Raw genomic sequence first — 19,164 nt, 5'->3', positions numbered from 1 at the left:
GGCAAGGCCGGCGCAGCGTATCGGCTGGCGCTTTTTGGAAAGGGGGAAATCGCATGGGGACGTTGGCAAGGCGGAACTGGCGCACTGCAAACGGAGGCGCTTTTGCTGCCAACCCGCCGGGCTTCAGCCTGATCGAACTGCTGGCCGTGCTGGCGATCGTGAGCCTGCTGCTGGCGCTGGCCGCGCCCGCTTATCACGGCCATGTCGTGCGCGCCAAGCGGGTGCAGGGGCAGGCGGCCCTGCTGCGCCTGATGCAGCAACAGGAGCGCTATTATTCGCAAAACAATCACTATCTGGCCTTTTCCTCGGCGTCGCCCGCGCCGCAGGCGCAGCAGTTTCCCTGGTGGTCCGGCGAAGGACCGGCTACCGGCAGCGCGTATGAAATCGAGGCGCTGGCCTGCCCCGGCGCGACTATCGGGCAATGCGTGCTGTTGCGGGCCATGCCGGGCACGGCCAAGGTCGATGCGCAATTCCAGGATGCCGATTGCGGCATCCTGTCCTTGAACAGCACGGGCCTGCGCGGCAGCAGCGGCCCCGCCAGTCATTGCTGGCCCTAGGCCATGATTGCGCTGGCGCGGGCACGAGGCAGGGGGGATTCACTCTCATGTCGCCTTTTGCCTTCCTGCGGCCGGTCCTGGTTTGCCCGTTCGCACACGCAGCCACATCGGGCGGGGCATACCATGCTCGAATTGCTGGCCGTGCTGGCGATTGCCGCGCTGCTGGCGGCCGCCGCCATGCCCAGTCTGCAGCAGGTGCTGGCGCGCCAGCAGGTACGGGCGGCGGCCACGGACTTGTTCTCGGCCATCGAATTGACGCGGGCGCAGGCGATGGCGCGGGGGCAGCGCGTGCTGCTGATGCCGGCCGGGCCCGGTGGCGTGGATTGGCGCACGGGCTGGCTGGCATTCATCGACCGCAATGCCAACCTGGCGTTCGATGGCGATGACGAATTGCTGTTCCGCCAGGGGCCGCTGCCGGAGGGCATCACGGCCCAGTTCGCGTTTTCGTCGGCCACGGCGCCGTTTTATATCGCCTACAATGGCGCAGGCCGCAGTTGCAGCGCGACCAATAGTCTGGCGGCGCGCTGGGGTACCCTGTCCCTGGCTTTGGGAAAGCAGGTGCGCCATATTAAAATCAATATGCTGGGCAGGGTGCGCGTGTGCGACCCGCAGCAGCAAGCGGCCAATTGCAGCGGTGTGGCCGACAGTTCGTAATCCGACTCACCTATCACTCACTATCAAAGAAGCCCGTGGAAATACTCAACGATATCGATGGCATGCGCCTGGCGCTGGAATGGGCGGCGCGCGGTTTGTACACGACCTCGCCCAATCCCCGCATCGGCTGCGTGATCGTCAAGGATGGCCAGGTGATCGGCGCCGGCGTGACGCAGGCGGCCGGGCAGGATCATGCTGAGGTGCAAGCCTTGGCCAATGCGGCGGCGCGTGGCAACGATGTGCGCGGCGCTACAGCCTATGTCACCCTGGAACCGTGCAACCACCATGGCCGCACGCCGCCATGCTCCGATGCGCTCGTGCGCGCGGGGTTGGGCCGCGTCGTGGCCGCCATGACGGATCCGAATCCGCTGGTGGCGGGGCAGGGGCTGGCCAAGCTGGAAGCGGCCGGCATTGCCGTCACGACGGATGTGCTGGCCGACGAGGCGCATGAAATGAATATCGGTTTCTTTTCGCGCATGCAGCGCGGCAAGCCGTGGGTGCGCTTGAAAACGGCGGCCAGCCTGGACGGCATGACGGCCTTGCACAATGGCCAGAGCCAGTGGATCACGGGGCCAGCAGCGCGCGCCGACGGCCACGCCTGGCGCGCGCGCGCCTGCGCCATCCTGACGGGCATCGGCACGGTCAAGGCGGACGATCCGCAACTGAACGTGCGCGCCGTCGAGACGCCGCGCCAGCCGCGCCGCATCGTCGTCGACAGCCGGCTCGACATCAGCCTCGACGCACGCATCTTGCAGGGCGGCGGCACGTGGATCGTGGCGGCCGTTGCCAACCCGGAGAAACAGGCGCAACTGCAGGCGCTGGGTGCCGAAGTCATCCTGTTGCCGAACGCGGCCGGCAAGGTCGACCTGGCCGCGCTGATGCTGGAACTGGGACGCCGGCAAATCAATGAAGTCCACGTCGAGGCAGGCGCCAAACTGAACGGTTCGCTGATCCGCGAAGGCTGTGTCGACGAGTTGCTGGTCTACCTGGCGCCCACCTTGCTGGGCGATGCGCAAGGCATGTTTGCCTTGCCCGCCTTGACGGATATCAAGCAGCAGCGCACTTTGCAATTTCACCAGGTTCAGCAAGTGGGCGAAGATGTGCGTATCCTTGCAAGATTCGCCCAGCGCAATTAAAACGCCTGAGAAAACCGTAGCGAGCGCAAGGAAGGCTCGGCGCCCCCCGTTGGCCCGAGAAGCGCAGCTGTACGAAGTACGGGGCCGCCGAGGCAGTGAGCATCGTAGGCCGCAAATTACGACGCGCAGTAAGTTTTGACAGGCGTTTTTAATATTTTTACACTTTTTATAGGGTTAGTTCATGTTTACAGGAATTGTTGCCGCTATTGGCAAAATTGAAACCGTGCAACCGCTCGACGGCGGCCTCGATGCAGGCGTGCGCCTGAATATTCACGCGGGCGGTTTGCCGCTGGCCGACGTGGCCCTGGGCGATTCGATCGCCATCAATGGCGCCTGCATGACGGTGGTGGAAAAGTCGGACACGGGTTTTGCCGTCGATGTCTCGCGTGAAAGCCTCAATTGCACCGTGGGCCTCGATACCACCACGGAAGTGAACCTGGAAAAAGCCCTGACCCTGGCCGAGCGCCTGGGCGGCCACCTGGTGTCCGGCCACGTCGACGGCCTGGGCATCGTGCGCAAGTTCGAAGCCGTGGGCGAATCGTGGGAACTGGTGATCGAAGCGCCGCACGAACTGGCGAAATACCTGGCCTTCAAGGGTTCCGTCGTCGTCAATGGCGTGTCGTTGACCGTCAACCGCGTGGAAGACCTGGGCGCGGGCGCCGTCAACGGCTGCCGCTTCTCGATCAACCTGATCCCGCACACGATCGCCATGACGACCCTGAAACATTTGACGGTCGATGGCAAGGTCAACCTGGAAATCGACCTGATCGCCCGCTATGTCGAGCGCATGCTGTCGCTGGACAAGGCCGCCGCCTGATATAAGAACTGAACAGGGCAACACAGCCGCCTTGCCAGGCGTGTGTTGCTTTTCTTGCAGACGCGCATACTATGAAGCTTTCCGCAGTGGAGGCTAGCCATGGACCCGATTTCGCGCGCAACCGTGCCCAACACCATCCCGGCCACGTCCCGCGTGGGCGCAACGGCACCTCTGGCGCCGGCGCAGCCCGTGCCGGCATCCGGCGCGGCGGCGGCCCTTGCAATACTTTCCTCGACACAGGTAGACATCTCCCCGCTGGGCCAGTTCCTGTCCGGCGTGGCCTTGTCGCGCCGGCAACTGCTGGCCTTGCAGGGCGCCACGGAAGAGGCCAGGGCGGCCAATACCCCTGTGAATGTCAATGACGACTTGCTGGCGCTGGCGCGGCAACTGACGGAATCGTTTGCCCAGCTGCAAACGAGCGGCATCGACGCCAGCCAGCTGGCGACGGCTGGCGACACGCCGGGCAGCCTGGCGCAGCGCTACGATTTATTGTCGGGCGACGGCACGACGGATGCGGCCACGGCGCTGGCGCAGGACGGCAGCTTGCTTACGCAAGCACAACTGGCCCGCATCGGCATCGACTTGCGCAATGAAGATGTCGATGCGGCAACGTTGCAAGCCGCGTATGCGGCCGACAGCAATGCCACCCTGGATGCCTTGCAACAGGGAACGGAGGTGCTGGCGCAGGTAGGCGCCGTGCTGGCCCGGCAGCAGGGCGCGCCGCTGGCGGCCGGTGTCGAAGCGGATTTGACGGGAGAAACACTGCCGTCCGGCGCCGTACATGCGTCGCAGGCCGCGCAGCAGCCCGTCGACGCGGCACTGCCGCAGACAGCCGCCATTGCGCAGCGGCAACTGGAACTGCAGCAGCAACTGGAAGCGGAAGAACTGAACCTGGACTTGCAGGAACTGCGGCCCCAGCCGCCAGCGCAACAGGCCGACAATGCCGCGGACTTGCTGCAGACGCAGCGCACGGACAACCTGCGCGTCGATGCCCAGCGCCTGGATGCCGAACGCATGAATACAGATCAGCAGGCGCAGCAACAGGATGCTGCGCGCGTGGACGAACTGCGCCAGGGGCAGGTACGGCAGCAGGGCTTGCAGCAGCAGGCGCAAGCGGCGGCGGACGATGCGGTACGGACGCAGCTGGCCGGAAGCGACGTGCAGATGGCGGCCCAGGCGGCATCCGATCGTGCGCAGTCGCTGGCGCGCGCAGCGCAGGGACAAGCCGATGCGGGCCTGGCGACGGCGCAAGCCGAGCTGGCCCAGCAAAATGTGCAGGCGCAAGAGCTGGCCGCGCAAAACGCGGGCATGGCCGTGCCGCCGCCGTCGTCGCAAGACCCGTCCGTGGCGGCGGCCATCGCCGCGTATAACCTGAACAATGCAGCCTTGAATCCCGGCTTGATGAACCGGCCATTGCCGGCCAGCGACTCGCGCCTGCCGCTGGTGGCGCCCGTCGCTGCCGTGGAGCCCGTCAAGCCCGTGACGAAAATCTAGGGCAGCAGGGTGGCGTCCAGCGTGATATTGGCTTTGAGCAGCTTCGACACGGGGCAGCCGGCCTTGGCCTTGGCCGTCAATTCCTCGAATTGAGCCTGGCTGGCGCCGGGGATTTTTGCTTTCAGGATCAAATGGACGGCCGTGATGGCAAAGCCGTCGTCCACCTTGTCGAGGGTCACTTCGGCCGTCGTTTCCATCTTTTCCGCCGTCAGGCCCGCTTCGCCAAGGATCAGCGACAGGGCCATGGTGAAGCAACCCGCGTGGGCGGCGCCGATCAGTTCCTCGGGATTCGTGCCCGGCTTGCCTTCGAAGCGGCTGGCAAAGCCGTAGGGGTATTCCTGCAAGGCGCCGCTGCGCGTGCTGATGGCGCCCTTGCCATCCTTGATGCCGCCTGACCAGATGGCCGATCCGTTGGTTTTCATAGTGCCGCTCCTGTGTGGGGGTGTCGCTGCGAATGGGGCGTCAGCGCCGTGGCGGTGACTGGTCGATCTTATGCTCTTTGCAAGGCTCGCGGCGCGCGTCTTGCCGCCGCCGTGTGCGCTGGATCAGGGAATTGGCGCTTTGCGGGGCAGGCGGTGGCATCCGTGCCGCAAAGCTGTCTTATTTCAGGTCTGCAAGCGCTAAATCCTTTAAAATAGCAGGTTATAAGAAAATTCCCGGAAATTCGCGGAAGATTCGCACTCGATGTTTCAGTTCGGTTTCAGTTTTTAGTTTCACTAACAACGCCTGGCAAAACCGACGCGCAGCAGGTTTTGCCAGGCGTCATACGAGGATGAACAATGTCTATATCCAGCACCGAAGAGATCGTCGCTGAATTGCGCGCCGGCCGCATGGTGATACTGGTCGATGAAGAAGACCGGGAAAATGAAGGCGATCTGGTGCTTGCCGCCGATTTCGTGACGCCTGAAGCCATCAATTTCATGATCACGCATGCGCGTGGCCTGGTTTGCCTGACCCTGACGGAAGAGCGTTGCGACGAGCTGAACCTGTCGATGATGACATCGCGCAACGGCACCGCCTACGGCACCAATTTTACCGTGTCCATCGAAGCGGCCGAAGGCGTGACGACGGGCATTTCCGCCGCCGACCGTGCCAAGACCATCCAGGTGGCGGTTGCCAAGGGCACGCAGCCCAGCGATATCGTCCAGCCCGGCCATATCTTCCCGCTGAAAGCGCAAAAAGGCGGCGTGCTGATGCGCGCAGGCCATACGGAAGCCGGTTGCGACCTGACGGCCATGGCCGGCTTGACGCCCGCGTCCGTGATTTGCGAAATCATGAAGGACGACGGCACCATGGCGCGCTTGCCGGACTTGCTGTTGTTTGCCGAGCAACATGGCTTGAAAATCGGCACGATTGCCGACCTGATCCATTACCGTAGCCAGACGGAGTCCCTGGTCGAGCGCGTTGCCGAGCGTACCCTGCATACGGCGCATGGCGAATTCCGTTTGATCGCCTTCCGCGACAAGCCGAGCGCGTCGGCCCATTTGGCCCTCGTGCATGGCGACCTGGCCCCCGGCCTGGAAGCGCTGGTGCGCGTGCACCAGCCCGTTTCCCTGCTGGACGTGCTGGAAAGCGAAGCGACTACCCACTCGTGGACGGTGGCCGCCTCGATGGCCGCCATCAAGCAGGCCGAGCGGGGCGTGATGGTCTTGCTGAATTGCGGCGAGACGTCGGGCGAGCTGTTTGCCCAGTTCGCCGCGCTCGATACGCCGCAAGCCAAGCCGAAAGGCCGCGCCGCCAGCATGGACTTGCGCAGCTACGGCATCGGCGCGCAAATCCTGCGCGACCTGGGCGTGAGCAAGATGCAATTGCTGGCCAGCCCACGGAAGATGCCGTCGATGGTCGGTTTCGACCTGGAAGTAACAGGTTTTCAGTGCCACCCAGGCCAGGACACCTGACTAAATCTACTGCGCGTCGCGATTTGCGGCCTGTGATGCTCACTGTACCTTCGTACAGTTGCGCTTCTCGACCACAACTCGCTGCCGCTCGCTACGATTTTGTCAGGCGTCGATGTAGAGTAAACGATGGCGACATGTGCATGTCGCCCTGAACCACCAGATTAAAGAGGCATATGATGACCGTAGGAGCATACGAAACTAATTTTGCCGGCGAAGGTTTGCGCGTCGGTATCGTCCAGGCACGATTCAATGAAATCGTCGGTGGTGGCTTGCTGTCGGCATGCCTGGAAGAGTTGAGCAAGCTGGGCGTGGCCGATGAAGATATCCTGCACGTGACCGTGCCGGGCGCCCTGGAAATCCCACTGATTCTGCAAAAAATGGCGGAAACCGAGCAATTCGACGCCCTGATCGCACTGGGCGCCGTGATTCGCGGTGAAACCTACCACTTCGAGCTGGTATCGAACGAATCGGGCGCGGGCATCACGCGCGTCGGTCTCGATTACGGCATCCCCATCGCCAACGCAGTGTTGACGACCGAAAACGACGAGCAAGCGGAAGTGCGCATGCTGGTCAAGGGAGCAGAAGCGGCACGCGTGGCAGTGGAAATGGCTAATCTGGCGCAAGCGCTGGAAGAGTTGCAGGACACCGACGAAGACTAAGCGCGTGTGACAAGAATGCCATGGCTGCGTTGCAAGGCCTCGCCGTACTTTCGTACTGTCTTCGGCCTCGCGCCTTGCCCTGGCATCCTTCTCACGCACGCTTGAGCCGCGGCTGCGCTGCCTAAAAGCGCGCCGTAGTGTCTCGCCGGAATTTGTAGTGAACACGTACTTAAGAACAGGTAACAATCATGACTGAGAAAAATTTGCTCGCCAATCCCAGCAAAAACCGCACGCCGCGTCACCGCGCGCGCGAGTTTGCGCTGCAGGGCTTGTACCAGTGGCTGCTGAACAATGAAGACGCGACTACCGTCGTGAACAATATTCGCGCCGCGCATGGTTTCGACAAGGCCGATGGCGATCATTTCACGGTGTTGCTGTACGGCGCCATCAAGGATTCGCTGGCGCTGCGCGAAAGCATGGCACCCTTGATCGACCGCAATATCGCGGAACTGTCGCCCATCGAACACGGCATCCTGCTGATCGGCGCTTTCGAGCTGAAGAACAACATGGAAATCCCGTACCGCGTCGTCATCAACGAAGCGGTCGAGCTGGCCAAGTCGTTTGGCGGTATCGATGGCCACAAGTATGTGAACGGCGTGCTGGATAAATTGGCAGTGAAATTCCGCGAGGAAGAAGTCAACGCCAACAAGCGCAAGTAATATAGAGAGCAGTCCCTGCGGCCAGTGCCGCAGGGCAATAAAAAAGCCACCGGCACTTGCGTGCGGTGGCTTTTTTACTGGGTGCTGCTTTTTGGATGCCCCTGTGAGGGCTTTTAAAGGGTCACAGGCCGGCGATCTCGTTGTGGGGCAGTACTTTGATGGTGATGCCGCTTTCCGCTGCCGGCGCCTTGGCTGGCGCTGGCGTGTTCGATGCCATCACCGGCGTCGTCGTCGGCACGCGCTGGCCGGCCGACACTTGCTTCAGGCGGCGGTATTCGGCCAGCACGCGCGAGCCGTAGCCCGAGTCGGTGGCGAAGTTGGCGGCGCCCACGTAGGTTTTGAGGCCCGCTTCGACGGAACCGCCACGCGTGACGTAATCCTTCAGGATCAGCGAACCGACGCGGATGTTGGCGACCGGGTTCAGCGCTGCTTGCACGCCGCCCATTTCCTGGAAGCGCTCATGGTGTACTTTCGACATGACTTGCATCAAGCCTTGCGCGCCGACGGGGCTTTCCGCGAACGGGTTCAAGCCCGATTCGATGGCCATCACGGCCAGGATCAGCAGCGGGTCCAGCTTGATTTCACGGGCCGTCAGGTACGCCGTCGAGACGAGCATATTGGTCGCGTCGTTGGCCACGCGGTAGCGCTTGGAGAGCCAGTTGGTAACCCATTGCTGCTGCTTTTGCGTGCCCAGCAAGGCTTTTTCTTCCTTGGTCAGCGGGGTATCGCTGGCGGCGGCCGTTTGCACGGAAGCAGGTGCTTCCATCAGTGCGGACAGGGCCGGTGCTTCAACGGCTTGCGCCTCTGCCATCGGCAGCGGGAACAGGCTGTGCGTCAGTTGCTTGCCCAGGTCAGGGCGGAACATCAGCAGGGCGATCAGTGCCAGGGCGGAAATGCCGAAGACTGTCAGTGTGTGTTGTGCCGTGGTCAAAACGCCACGTGCCGAAATGGCCTGTGCGCGGGCGCGCAAGCGCGCCAACGCTGGCTGGCCAGCCACGGTTGAAGCAGGCAATGCTGCTTCAGTGCTACGATGAGTCATAGAGTTCCCCGAAATGTCGCGTCAACAGGCAGTCCCTCCGCGGTCTCGCGGTGTTGTGGGTACTGCCAATGCCGTGCATCAGAAATATCATCGTTTCCGCCGCGTATGGATGCGTGCGAGAAACGCCGTCATTGCTTGCTTGAGCTGATCGGTCCCGTTTTTGGTATTGGATCAGTCGCAATACAACTTTTACCGGGGGTAAGGCAGACGCCTTTTGAAAACACTCCTTAAAATGTCATGTGGAGCCCCGACTCCGTGAATGAAAGAGAAACGCTAAAATCAAGCTCTGGGCCGGCGTGCTCTTTCAAGTTGGGCGAATTGTAGAAGCCGTTTTATATCAAGTCAATACTAACGAATCGTTTCTTTATTACTTTTATGTCTTACTTTTTGACTTGCATTGTGCCAAAAGCCAATAAAATCAATTACTTGGCATAGATCCTTCAGCAACGGCGTCCGACGTCAAAAAAAATTAAAAACACATGAAATATTCAGATTTGCGAGATTTTATTTCTCAACTGCAACAAATGGGTGAACTTAAGCCCATTTCGACCCCCATTTCACCGATTTTGGAGATGACGGAAGTTTGCGACCGCACCTTGCGCGCAGGCGGACCGGCCTTGCTGTTCAATAACCCGACGGGATACGACATGCCGGTACTGGGCAATCTGTTCGGCACCACGCGCCGCGTGGCGCTGGGCATGGGCGCGGAAGATGTCAGCGAGTTGCGCAAGATCGGCCATGTGCTGGCGCGGCTGAAGGAGCCGGAACCGCCGAAGGATTTCAAGGACTTGCTGGGCCTCGGTTCCCTGGTGAAATCCGTGTGGGACATGTCGCCGAAGGAATTGCGCGGCGCGAAGTGCCAGGAAATCGTCTGGGAAGGCAATGACGTGGACCTGGCGCGCCTGCCGATCCAGCATTGCTGGCCCGGCGACGTCGCTCCCCTGATCACGTGGGGCCTGGTGATCACCAAGGGCCCGAACAAGAAGCGGCAAAACCTGGGCATTTATCGCCAGCAAGTGCTGGGACGTAATAAAGTCATCATGCGCTGGCTGGCGCACCGGGGCGGGGCGCTGGACTTCCGCGAGCACGCGATCCAGAGCAAGGGCAAGCCGTATCCGATCGCCGTCGCGCTGGGCGCCGATCCCGCTACTATATTAGGGGCCGTCACGCCGGTGCCGGACAGCCTGTCCGAATACCAGTTCGCCGGCTTGCTGCGCGGCAGCCGCACGGAGCTGGTGAAAGCCATCGGCAGCGAGCTGCGCGTGCCTGCTTCCGCCGAAATCGTGCTCGAAGGCCATATCTATCCGGATGAAAACCATCCGAGCGGCTACGAGCACGCGCTGGAAGGGCCGTATGGCGACCACACGGGCTACTATAATGAGCAGGACAGTTTCCCCGTGTTTACCATCGACCGCATCACCATGCGCCGCGACCCGATCTACCACTCCACGTATACAGGCAAACCGCCGGACGAGCCGGCCGTGCTGGGTCTGGCCCTGAATGAAGTGTTCGTGCCCCTGCTGCAAAAGCAGTTCAGCGAAATCACCGACTTCTATCTGCCGCCCGAAGGCTGCAGCTACCGCATGGCCGTGGTGCAGATCAAGAAACAGTACGCGGGCCACGCCAAGCGCGTGATGTTCGGCGTGTGGAGCTTCCTGCGCCAGTTCATGTATACCAAGTTCATCGTGGTGGTCGATGAAGACGTGAATATCCGCGACTGGAAAGAGGTCATCTGGGCCATCACGACGCGGGTCGACCCCATCCGCGACACGACCCTGGTCGACAACACGCCCATCGATTACCTGGACTTCGCCTCGCCGGTCAGCGGCCTGGGCAGCAAGATGGGCATCGATGCGACGAATAAATGGCCGGGTGAAACGACGCGCGAGTGGGGCACGACGATCGCCATGACGCCGGAAGTGAAGGCGAAGGTGGATGGCATCTGGCAAGAGCTGGGCTTGTAAGACGCTCAGCCGCTTGCTTGTGGGGAAGGGCGGTTTGTGCCTCAACTTCCCCATTCCCCGCAGACCGGTTATAATTGTCCCCGGCGGGCCCCTGCGCATCGTGGCATGGCTAACCTGGTCAGGTCGGGAACGAAGCAGCCACGGCTATTAACCATGAGTGCCGCAGATCAGGCTCGCCTCCTTCGGGAATGTTTTATCAGGATCGACAATCAAGCTGCCATGGGCAGCTTTTTTGCTTTTACGGCGCCATTTTCTTGCCGACCCGCAGCATTGCCGGGCTTGCCGTGTTTTCCATATTTCCAGCTGGCCATGTTATACAATTGCTGCTTTGCCGCGTTTGCCATTTTGAATGGCCCGGCCATGAGGCTTGCGCCCGCCGCGCAGGATCACCCGCAAAATCGCATGGTAAAATCTCAGCATGTCCTATCAAGTCCTCGCCCGTAAATACCGCCCCAAGAATTTCGAGACGCTCGTCGGCCAGGAGCACGTCGTGCGCGCGCTCACGCATGCCTTGCACAGCGGCCGATTGCATCACGCCTACCTGTTCACGGGCACGCGCGGCGTCGGCAAAACGACCCTGTCGCGCATCCTGGCCAAGTCGCTCAATTGCATCGGCCCCGATGGCACGGGCGGCATCACGGCCCAGCCGTGCGGCGTGTGCGAAGCGTGCATGGCGATCGACGCGGGACGCTTTGTCGACTATATAGAGATGGATGCGGCGTCGAACCGCGGCGTCGATGAAATGGCGCAGCTGCTCGAGCAAGCCGTGTATGCGCCAAGCAATGCCCGCTTCAAGGTCTATATGATCGATGAGGTGCACATGCTGACGAACCACGCGTTCAATTCCATGCTGAAGACGCTGGAAGAGCCGCCCGAGCACGTCAAGTTCATCCTGGCCACGACGGACCCGCAAAAGATACCCGTCACCGTGCTGTCGCGCTGCCTGCAGTTCAACCTCAAGCAGATGCCGCCCGGCCACATCATCAGCCACCTGGACAATATCCTGGGACAGGAAGGCATCGCCTTCGAACAGCCGGCCTTGCGCCTGCTGGCCCAGGGCGCCCACGGTTCCATGCGCGACGCGCTGTCGCTGACGGACCAGGCCATCGCCTATGCGGCCGGCGAAGTCACGCTGGACGCCGTGCAAGGCATGCTGGGCGCGCTCGATCAGTCGTACCTGGTGCGCTTGCTCGACGCGCTGGCGCAGCAGGATGGCGCCGATTTGCTGGCCGTGGCCGACGAGATGGCCTCACGCAGCCTGTCGTATAACGGCGCCCTGCAGGATTTGGGCACTTTATTGCACCGCATTGCGCTGGCGCAAACCGTGCCCGCCGCCTTGCCGCAGGATCTGCCTGAATACGCGGATATCGTGCGTCTGGCTGGCGCGTTCGACGCGGAAGAAGTGCAGCTGTTTTACCAGATCGCCGTGCATGGCCGCAATGAACTGGGCCTGGCGCCCGATGAATATGCAGGCTTTACCATGACCCTGCTGCGCATGCTGGCCTTTCGGCCCGGCATAGGCGGCGCCGATGGCGTGCCGGCCGCCGCACCAGCGGCCGCGCCGGGCAACCGTCCCGCCGCCGTGGCCGCCGCGCGCGCCGCCGCTGGCGCATCCGCCCCGGCAGCCCGCGCCGCCACGAACAGCGTGGCCAGCCATGCCGCCGTGACCCCGCCAGCCGTCGTGGCCGCCGCTGCCGCCAGCATGGCGCGCAGCGAAGCGCCGCCGCCGCGCGCGGCTGCTCCGGCACCGGCGCCTGTCGCCGCCCCGGCGCCGCCACCAGCGGCGCCGCCGGCGGCGGCTCCGGCCGCAGCCGCCCCAGCCGCATCGGGCGCCCCGATCAGTTCCGCCCGCGCCGCCATCAATGCGGCGCTGGAAGCGGCCCGCGCCGCCTCGAAAGGCCGTCCCGGCAGCGCGCCGTCGGCGCCATCGTCGGCGCCCAAGCCGGCTGCACCGGCACCGGCACCAGCATCCGCACCGGAGCCGGTCGCCGCGGCGCCAGCCCCGGCCGCACCCGTCCAGGCCGCGCCACCGCCACCGCCCGCCGCCGCGAAAGCGCCTGCGCCGTGGGACGATGCGCCCCCAGTTGCCGTGATGGAAGCACCGGCGGCCGCCGCGGCGCCCGTGCAGCAGGCGCGTCCTGCCGCGCCGCCGCCAGCGCAGCCGGATGACGACTTGCCGCCGTGGGTCACCGAATTTTCCGACGACAGCGCGTCCGCCGCCGTGTCGGCGCCCGCCGCGCCAAGCAGCGAGCAGCCGGCCGTCGTCATGCCGCAGCGTGCCGCCAAGCAAGCCGCGCCCAGCGGTCCGTACGTGATCACGCCCGTGCCGGGCCTGGACTGGGACGGCAACTGGCCGGCCGTCGCCGCCGTGCTGCCCTTGCGCGGCGTGGCCCAGCAGCTGGCCGTGCAGGCCGAGCTGATCGAATGCCTGCACGATGGCCACAGCACCACGTTCCGCCTGCGCGTGCCCATCGACACGTGGCGCAGTCCCGCCAACGTGGAAAAACTGGCGGCCGCGCTCACCGAACGCTTCGGCCGCAAGGTCGCGGTCGACACGGAACTGGGCGCCGTCTGGTACACGGCCAGCGCGGAAGCGCAGGCCCACCGCGAGGCGTGCCAGCTGCAAGCGGAAGCAACCATCGCCAGCGATCCCTTCGTGCTCGACATGAAGCGTGTATTCGACGCTTTTGTTGTGCCGGGAACGATTACCCCTGCACCGGCCGGCTCCGCCGCGCCGACCCTGCATTGATGATTAACACACTCACAAACTGAATTGAACGGAGCATTCTCATGATGAAAAATCAACTGGCTGGCCTGATGAAGCAGGCGCAAGCAATGCAAGACAACATGAAAAAGGCCCAGGAACAACTGGCGCTGGTGGAAGTGGAAGGCCAGTCCGGCGCCGGCCTCGTGAAAATCGTCATGACGTGCAAGAACGACGTCAAGCGCGTGTCCATCGACCCGTCGCTGCTGGCCGACGACAAGGACATGCTGGAAGACCTGGTGGCCGCCGCCTTCAACGACGCCGTGCGCAAGGCGGAAGCGACGTCCGCGGAAAAAATGGCAGGCTTGACTGGCGGCATGAACTTGCCCGCCGGCTTCAAAATGCCATTCTGATGCACTGCCGCATGCGCTCGATCTATGGCACGGGGCAAGGTTGATCCATGTCCAAGTCGCTTGAATTCCTGACCGAGGCGCTGCGGCGCCTGCCCGGCGTCGGCCCCAAGTCGGCGCAGCGGATGGCATTTCATTTGTTGCAGCACGATAGGGAAGGCGCGGCCATGCTGTCGCGCGCCCTGTTCCAGGCCGTCGATGCCGTGCATCACTGCGGCCTGTGCAACACCTTTACCGAACACGAAGTGTGCGAGACCTGTCTCGACGAAGAGCGCGACAAGCGCTTGCTGTGCGTGGTGGAAACGCCCGCCGACCAGCTGATGATCGAGCAGACGCTCACCTACAAGGGCCTGTATTTCGTCCTCATGGGGAGATTGTCTCCACTGGACGGCATCGGCCCGAAAGACATCCACCTGGAAAAATTGCTGAACCGCGCCAACGATGGCGTGGTCGGCGAAGTGGTGCTGGCCACCAATTTCACGAATGAAGGCGAAGCGACGGCCCACTACATCAGCGAAATGCTGAAGGCGCGGGGCTTGCGCGTGAGCCGTCTGGCCCGCGGCGTGCCCGTGGGCGGCGAACTGGAATACGTCGACGCGGGCACGATTGCCCGCGCGATGCTCGACCGCAGGGCAACCTGACTACAACATGACAGACGCTTGCGCATCTTCCGGCCCCCTCCAGGGCATCAAAGTCCTGGAACTGGGCACCCTGATCGCGGGGCCGTTCTGCGCCCGCATGCTGGCCGAATTCGGCGCCGACGTGATCAAGATCGAGTCGCCCGATGGCGGCGACCCCATCCGTACCTGGCGCGTGCTGAAGGACGGCACCTCGCTGTGGTGGTCGGTGCAGGCGCGCAACAAGAAAAGTTTAACGCTGAACCTGAAAACGCCCGAGGGCCGCGCCATCGCGCGCCAGCTGGCCCTGGAAGCGGACATCATCATCGAGAATTACCGCCCCGGCGTGCTGGAAAAGTGGGATCTCGGCTACGAGCAGCTCAAGCAGGTCAAACCGTCCCTCATCATGGTGCGCCTGTCCGGCTTTGGCCAGACGGGGCCGATGAAGGACTTGCCCGGCTTCGGCGCCATCGGCGAATCGATGGGCGGCTTGCGCTATGTGTCCGGCTTTGCCGACCGCCCGCCCGTGCGCGTGGGCGTGTCCATCGGCGACTCCGTGGCGGCCCTGCACGGCGTGATCGGCGCCATGATGGCGCTGCGCCACCGCGACGTGACGGGCGGTCGCGAGCACGGGGAAGGGCAGATGGTCGACGTGGCCCTGTACGAATCCGTGTTCAATTTGATGGAGTCGCTGGTGCCCGAATACGACCAGGCGGGCGTGGTGCGCGAGCGCACGGGCGGTTCCTTGCCCGGCATCGTGCCCTCGAATACCTACACGACGGGCGAAGGCGAAAACATCGTCATCGCGGGCAACGGCGACGCCATCTTCAAGCGGCTGATGCTGGCCATGGGCCGCATCGACATGGCGGGCGACCCGCAGCTGGCGCGCAACGACGGCAGGGTGGCGCGCACGCAGGAAATCGACGACGCCATCGGCGCCTGGTGCGCCACGCACACGATAGACAGCGCGCTGGCCGTCTTGAAGGCGGCAGACGTCCCCGCCGGGAAGATTTACTCCGTGCGCGACATGCTGAGCGACCCGCAATTTCTCGCCCGCGACATGTTCGAACAACACCATTTCGCCGACGGCACGCCCGTCAAATTGCCCGCCATCAGCCCGAAACTGTCCGCCACGCCGGGCAAGACGCAGTGGCTGGGGCCCACCCTGGGCCAGCACAACGACGAGGTGCTGGCGTCGCTCGGCTATGATGCGGCCGCCATCGCGCGGCTGAAGACCGATGGCGTGGTGTAAGCCACGCTCCCGCTGACTCCTTTGATACCGATCATGCCTCAATTGTTCCGCAGCGCGCGCACCGCGCTTGCCCTGGCGTCCGCCGCCGTTCTTCTCTCCGCTTGCGCCAGCTTCTCCCACGACGCACCGATCGCGGGCTTGCGCCTGATCGGCGAACAGCGCATCGCCTTGAAATACCCGTTCGAGGGCACGACGGTGGGCGGCCTGTCCGGCATCGATTACGATGCGGCCAACAACAGCTGGGTGATGGAAAGCGATGACCGCTCGGAAATCAATCCGGCCCGCTTCTACCGCGCCGCGCTCGACTACGACAGCCGCGCATTTGCCGGCGTGACCTTCAACAGCGTGCATTTCTTCACGCAGCCCGACGGCAGCCGCTATCCGAACCTGGCCCATGCCAGGCTGGAGCAGGGCGACCAGGTGCCCGACATCGAAACCATCCGCGTCGATCCGCAGGATGGCAGCCTGTGGTACGGCAGCGAAGGCAACCGCAAGGTGGGTTTGCACCCGTTCGTGCGCCACGCCGATAGCGGCGGCCACTACCTGGCCACCTTGCCTACGCCCGCCATGTTCAAGGTGGCGAAGGATGAAACGGGATCGCGCAACAACATGAGCTTTGAGGGGCTGTCGTTTGCCAGCGATGGCAAGAGCCTGTGGCTGGGCATGGAAGCGGCGCTGTACCAGGATGGCCCGCTGGCCACGCCGGACCACGGCTCCGTGGTGCGCATCACGCGCCTGGACCGCGCGGGCACCGTGCTGGGCCAGTACGCGTATCCGATCGAGCCGGTGGCATCGCGGCCTGCGCCGGGGAAGGAAGCGGACAATGGCGTGTCGGAAATCCTCGCCGTCAACGATCACCAGGTGCTGGTGGTGGAGCGGGCCGGCGTGGAACACGCCGACGGCATCTACACGAATCACGTGCGCATCTACGAGATGGATACGCAGGGCGCCACCGATATCCAGGCCATCCCGGCCCTGGCGGGCGCGGCTTACGTGCCGGCGCGCAAGCGCCTGCTGCTGGACCTGGAAAAGATCGGCTTGCCGCGGGTCGACAATATCGAAGGCATCAGCTGGGGCCCGCGCCTGGAAAACGGCCGCCGCAGCCTGGTGATGATTTCCGACGATAATTTCAACGCCCAGCAAGTCACGCAAATCCTTGCCTTCGAAGTGCTCTAGTTTCCACGCTGGCCAGCTGGCCCCGTTGCCTGGCCAGCATGGCCGTGATCGTGTCGTGCGGCGACGGGTGGCCTAAAAAATATCCCTGCGCCATGTCGCAGCCGTATTCTTCCAGCATCAGCAGCTGTTCGTCCGTTTCCACGCCCTCGGCCACCACCACCATTTTCAAGCCATGCGCCATGGCGATGATGGCACGCGTGATGGCCGCGTTTTCCGTATCCTGCGGCAAGCCGGCGATAAAGCTCTTGTCGATTTTCAAGGCCCGCACGTCGAAGCGTTTCAGGTAATTCATCGACGAATAGCCCGTGCCGAAGTCGTCGATGGACAGGTACACGCCGATGCCGCGCAATTGTTCCAGGGTCACCATGGTGGCGCGTGCATCGTCCATCAACGTTCCCTCCGTCAATTCCAGCTCCAGCAGGCGCGCATCGAGGCCCGTGTCGGCCAGGACCGACAGCACGATCTGCATCAGGTTTTCATCCTTGAATTGCTTGGCCGACAGGTTGACGGCCATGCGGATGGCGCGCCCGCCGTCGCTTTGCCACGCCTTGGCCTGGTTGCACGCCGTGCGCAGCACCCATTCGCCGATGGGCACGATCAACCCCGTCTCTTCGGCCAGCGGGATGAATTCCGTGGGCGAGATGATGCCCCGTTCGGGATGGCGCCAGCGCACCAGCGCTTCCACGCCGACGATCTGCGTGCTGGGCACGTCGATCTGCGGCTGGTACAGCAGGTACAGCTCGTTGTTTTGCAAGGCCTTGCGCAGCCCCACTTCCATCTTGACGTGGCTCATGATTTCCATCGTCAGCGAAGAGCTGTACAGCTTGGCGTTGTTCTTGCCGCAGTTCTTCGCGTGGTACATGGCCGTGTCCGCATATTTCAATAGCGAGTTGCAATCCTCGCCATCTTCCGGATACAGCGAGATGCCGATGCTGGCCGTCACGAAAATCTCGTGCCCTTCGATCATGAAGGGCCGGCGCATGGCTTCCTTGACGCGGTGCGCCACGTTGAGCGCGTCTTCCACCCGTTCCAGGTCGGGAATCAATATCGTGAATTCATCGCCGCCCAGGCGCGCCAGGTTGCTGCCGCCGAAGGTGGTTTCAAACTCGTGTTCGGCGCGCAGCACCAGGTCGCTGGGGCGGATGGTTTCGCGCAGGCGCTCGGACACCACCTTGAGCAAATGGTCGCCCACGTCGTGGCCCAGGGTGTCGTTGATGCGCTTGAAGGCGTCCAGGTCCATGAACAGCACGGCGAATTTCTTGTCGTGCTCTTTCGAGCGCAGCAGTTCGCGCTCCAGGGTTTCCAGGAACGCTTGCCGGTTGGGGATGCCCGTCAGGCTGTCGCAATACGCGAGGCGGCGGATCTGTTCTTCCGTGCGCTTGCGTTCGCTGATGTCGCGCACCAGGCCCAGTACCTCGTCGGCTCCCGTCGCCACCAGGCGCGCCTCGAAATGGCGCGTGCTGTCTTCGTGCGTGAGCGTGTAGTCGACCGAGCCGATATGCTGCGTGGCCAGCACGGCGTGCGCCTTGTCGAGCAGGCGCGCGGCGATTTCGGGCGGCAGCACGTCGCGGATATGGCTGCCCACGCAGTCGCTGAGGGAAAATCCCGCGCTGGCGTCGTGGCCCTGTTCGTAGTCGAGATAAAAGCCTTCGCGGTTCAGGCGAAAGAAGGTGTCGGGGATGGCGGCCAGCACGGCGCGGTTGTGCGCGTCGGCAATGCGCAGGCGGGCGATGGCGTCGCTGGCGCGCAGCACGTACAGCACGCGGTGGCCGAGGATGGGCCAGTTGATGGGCTTGGAAATGAAGTCGGTGGCGCCCACCTCGTAGGCGCGCGTGACGGCTTCCAGCTCGTCGCCGCCCGTGACCATGATGATGGGCACCGTGCCGCCCACTTCCTGGTGGCGGATTTCGCGGCACACGGCAAAGCCGTCCATGGCGGGCATGTCGACGTCGAGCATGACCAGGTCCGGCCCGCTGTGCTTGTAGCTGGCCAGCGCCTGCACGCCATCCTCGGCCTCGATCACGTCCAGGCCCACCTGCGTGAGCATTTGCCGCATCAGCAAGCGCATCACGGGATCGTCGTCGGCCACCAGCACCAGGCCGCGGGGAGGGGAGAGGGGCGCTGTCAT

The 19,164-nt window shown here is 63.4% G+C and carries 18 protein-coding genes and 1 other RNA gene; 15 read left to right on the top strand and 4 right to left on the bottom strand.

Translation table 11 applies throughout. The features are described from left to right. Positions 1–53 precede the first annotated feature (53 nt). The 5 genes from O0881_RS16015 to O0881_RS15995 all read left to right on the top strand — a co-directional run bounded on the left by O0881_RS16015 (position 54) and on the right by O0881_RS15995 (position 4,658). On the top strand, positions 54–557 hold the full coding sequence (locus O0881_RS16015) for a type IV pilin protein (protein ID WP_289912149.1): 504 nt from the start codon (positions 54–56) through the stop codon (positions 555–557). Positions 558–614: 57 nt separating this feature from the next. Then, a complete protein-coding gene (locus tag O0881_RS16010) occupies positions 615–1,211 on the top strand; it encodes a GspH/FimT family protein (protein ID WP_354670218.1) in 597 nt (198 codons plus the stop codon). 35 nt (positions 1,212–1,246) lie between these two features. After that, the gene (gene ribD / locus O0881_RS16005; RefSeq protein ID WP_289912144.1) at positions 1,247–2,347 is read left to right on the top strand and encodes a bifunctional diaminohydroxyphosphoribosylaminopyrimidine deaminase/5-amino-6-(5-phosphoribosylamino)uracil reductase RibD; all 1,101 of its coding nucleotides are present in this window, start codon (positions 1,247–1,249) and stop codon (positions 2,345–2,347) included. A 181-nt stretch (positions 2,348–2,528) separates the two neighbouring features. Beyond that, the gene (locus O0881_RS16000) at positions 2,529–3,164 is read left to right on the top strand and encodes a riboflavin synthase (RefSeq protein WP_034786589.1); all 636 of its coding nucleotides are present in this window, start codon (positions 2,529–2,531) and stop codon (positions 3,162–3,164) included. Between the two features lie 99 nt (positions 3,165–3,263). Beyond that, positions 3,264–4,658 carry a hypothetical protein gene (locus O0881_RS15995; RefSeq protein WP_289912143.1) on the top strand — a complete coding sequence of 465 codons (1,395 nt, stop codon included), beginning with the start codon at positions 3,264–3,266 and terminating at the stop codon, positions 4,656–4,658. On the opposite strand, the gene O0881_RS15990 is transcribed toward O0881_RS15995, so the two are convergent. After that, positions 4,655–5,080 carry an OsmC family protein gene (locus O0881_RS15990; RefSeq protein WP_099664963.1) on the bottom strand — a complete coding sequence of 142 codons (426 nt, stop codon included), beginning with the start codon at positions 5,078–5,080 and terminating at the stop codon, positions 4,655–4,657. The two genes, O0881_RS15995 and O0881_RS15990, sit on opposite strands and share 4 nt — an antisense overlap. 357 nt (positions 5,081–5,437) lie before the next feature. Between O0881_RS15990 and ribBA the strand changes: the two genes are divergently transcribed. From ribBA to nusB, 3 genes are all read left to right on the top strand, one after another. Beyond that, positions 5,438–6,556, top strand: coding sequence for a bifunctional 3,4-dihydroxy-2-butanone-4-phosphate synthase/GTP cyclohydrolase II (ribBA, locus tag O0881_RS15985; protein WP_289899303.1), 1,119 nt, complete (start codon positions 5,438–5,440; stop codon positions 6,554–6,556). Positions 6,557–6,732: 176 nt separating this feature from the next. After that, entirely contained in the window at positions 6,733–7,215 is a 483-nt protein-coding gene (ribH, locus tag O0881_RS15980) for a 6,7-dimethyl-8-ribityllumazine synthase (RefSeq protein WP_034759563.1), read from the top strand. A gap of 188 nt (positions 7,216–7,403) precedes the next feature. Next, positions 7,404–7,874, top strand: coding sequence for a transcription antitermination factor NusB (gene nusB / locus O0881_RS15975; RefSeq protein ID WP_034759129.1), 471 nt, complete (start codon positions 7,404–7,406; stop codon positions 7,872–7,874). Positions 7,875–7,995: 121 nt separating this feature from the next. Here nusB and O0881_RS15970 read toward each other — a convergent pair whose 3' ends face one another. Next, positions 7,996–8,805: a lytic transglycosylase domain-containing protein gene (locus O0881_RS15970; protein WP_251350887.1), complete on the bottom strand. Its 810-nt coding sequence runs from the start codon at positions 8,803–8,805 to the stop codon at positions 7,996–7,998. Positions 8,806–9,392: 587 nt separating this feature from the next. Here O0881_RS15970 and ubiD point away from each other — a divergent pair. Together ubiD and ffs are read left to right on the top strand one after the other, a co-directional pair. After that, positions 9,393–10,877: a 4-hydroxy-3-polyprenylbenzoate decarboxylase gene (gene ubiD / locus O0881_RS15965; RefSeq protein ID WP_071650179.1), complete on the top strand. Its 1,485-nt coding sequence runs from the start codon at positions 9,393–9,395 to the stop codon at positions 10,875–10,877. An 82-nt stretch (positions 10,878–10,959) separates the two neighbouring features. Next, positions 10,960–11,058, top strand: an RNA gene (ffs, locus tag O0881_RS15960) — signal recognition particle sRNA small type. A gap of 28 nt (positions 11,059–11,086) precedes the next feature. On the opposite strand, the gene O0881_RS15955 is transcribed toward ffs, so the two are convergent. Then, entirely contained in the window at positions 11,087–11,239 is a 153-nt protein-coding gene (locus O0881_RS15955; RefSeq protein ID WP_161789605.1) for a hypothetical protein, read from the bottom strand. Between the two features lie 56 nt (positions 11,240–11,295). On the opposite strand from O0881_RS15955, the gene dnaX reads away from it, so the two are divergent. The 5 genes from dnaX to O0881_RS15930 are packed head-to-tail and all read left to right on the top strand — an operon-like array spanning position 11,296 to position 17,036. After that, the gene (dnaX, locus tag O0881_RS15950; RefSeq protein WP_289912142.1) at positions 11,296–13,626 is read left to right on the top strand and encodes a DNA polymerase III subunit gamma/tau; all 2,331 of its coding nucleotides are present in this window, start codon (positions 11,296–11,298) and stop codon (positions 13,624–13,626) included. A 41-nt stretch (positions 13,627–13,667) separates the two neighbouring features. Beyond that, positions 13,668–13,994, top strand: coding sequence for a YbaB/EbfC family nucleoid-associated protein (locus O0881_RS15945; protein ID WP_034759121.1), 327 nt, complete (start codon positions 13,668–13,670; stop codon positions 13,992–13,994). 47 nt (positions 13,995–14,041) lie between these two features. Further along, positions 14,042–14,632: a recombination mediator RecR gene (recR, locus tag O0881_RS15940; RefSeq protein WP_034786598.1), complete on the top strand. Its 591-nt coding sequence runs from the start codon at positions 14,042–14,044 to the stop codon at positions 14,630–14,632. Positions 14,633–14,639: 7 nt separating this feature from the next. After that, positions 14,640–15,860, top strand: coding sequence for a CaiB/BaiF CoA-transferase family protein (locus tag O0881_RS15935; protein ID WP_289912140.1), 1,221 nt, complete (start codon positions 14,640–14,642; stop codon positions 15,858–15,860). A 33-nt stretch (positions 15,861–15,893) separates the two neighbouring features. Then, the gene (locus O0881_RS15930) at positions 15,894–17,036 is read left to right on the top strand and encodes an esterase-like activity of phytase family protein (protein WP_289912137.1); all 1,143 of its coding nucleotides are present in this window, start codon (positions 15,894–15,896) and stop codon (positions 17,034–17,036) included. Here the strand turns inward: O0881_RS15930 and O0881_RS15925 are convergent. After that, complete coding sequence (locus O0881_RS15925; RefSeq protein ID WP_099664956.1) at positions 17,005–19,164, bottom strand: EAL domain-containing protein; 2,160 nt, start codon at positions 19,162–19,164, stop codon at positions 17,005–17,007. The genes O0881_RS15930 and O0881_RS15925 overlap by 32 nt on opposite strands.

Origin of the sequence: Janthinobacterium sp. SUN100, assembly GCF_030397705.1 — a bacterium.
Taxonomy (GTDB): domain Bacteria; phylum Pseudomonadota; class Gammaproteobacteria; order Burkholderiales; family Burkholderiaceae_D; genus Janthinobacterium; species Janthinobacterium kumbetense.
This window is presented reverse-complemented; position numbering and strand designations above follow the sequence as displayed.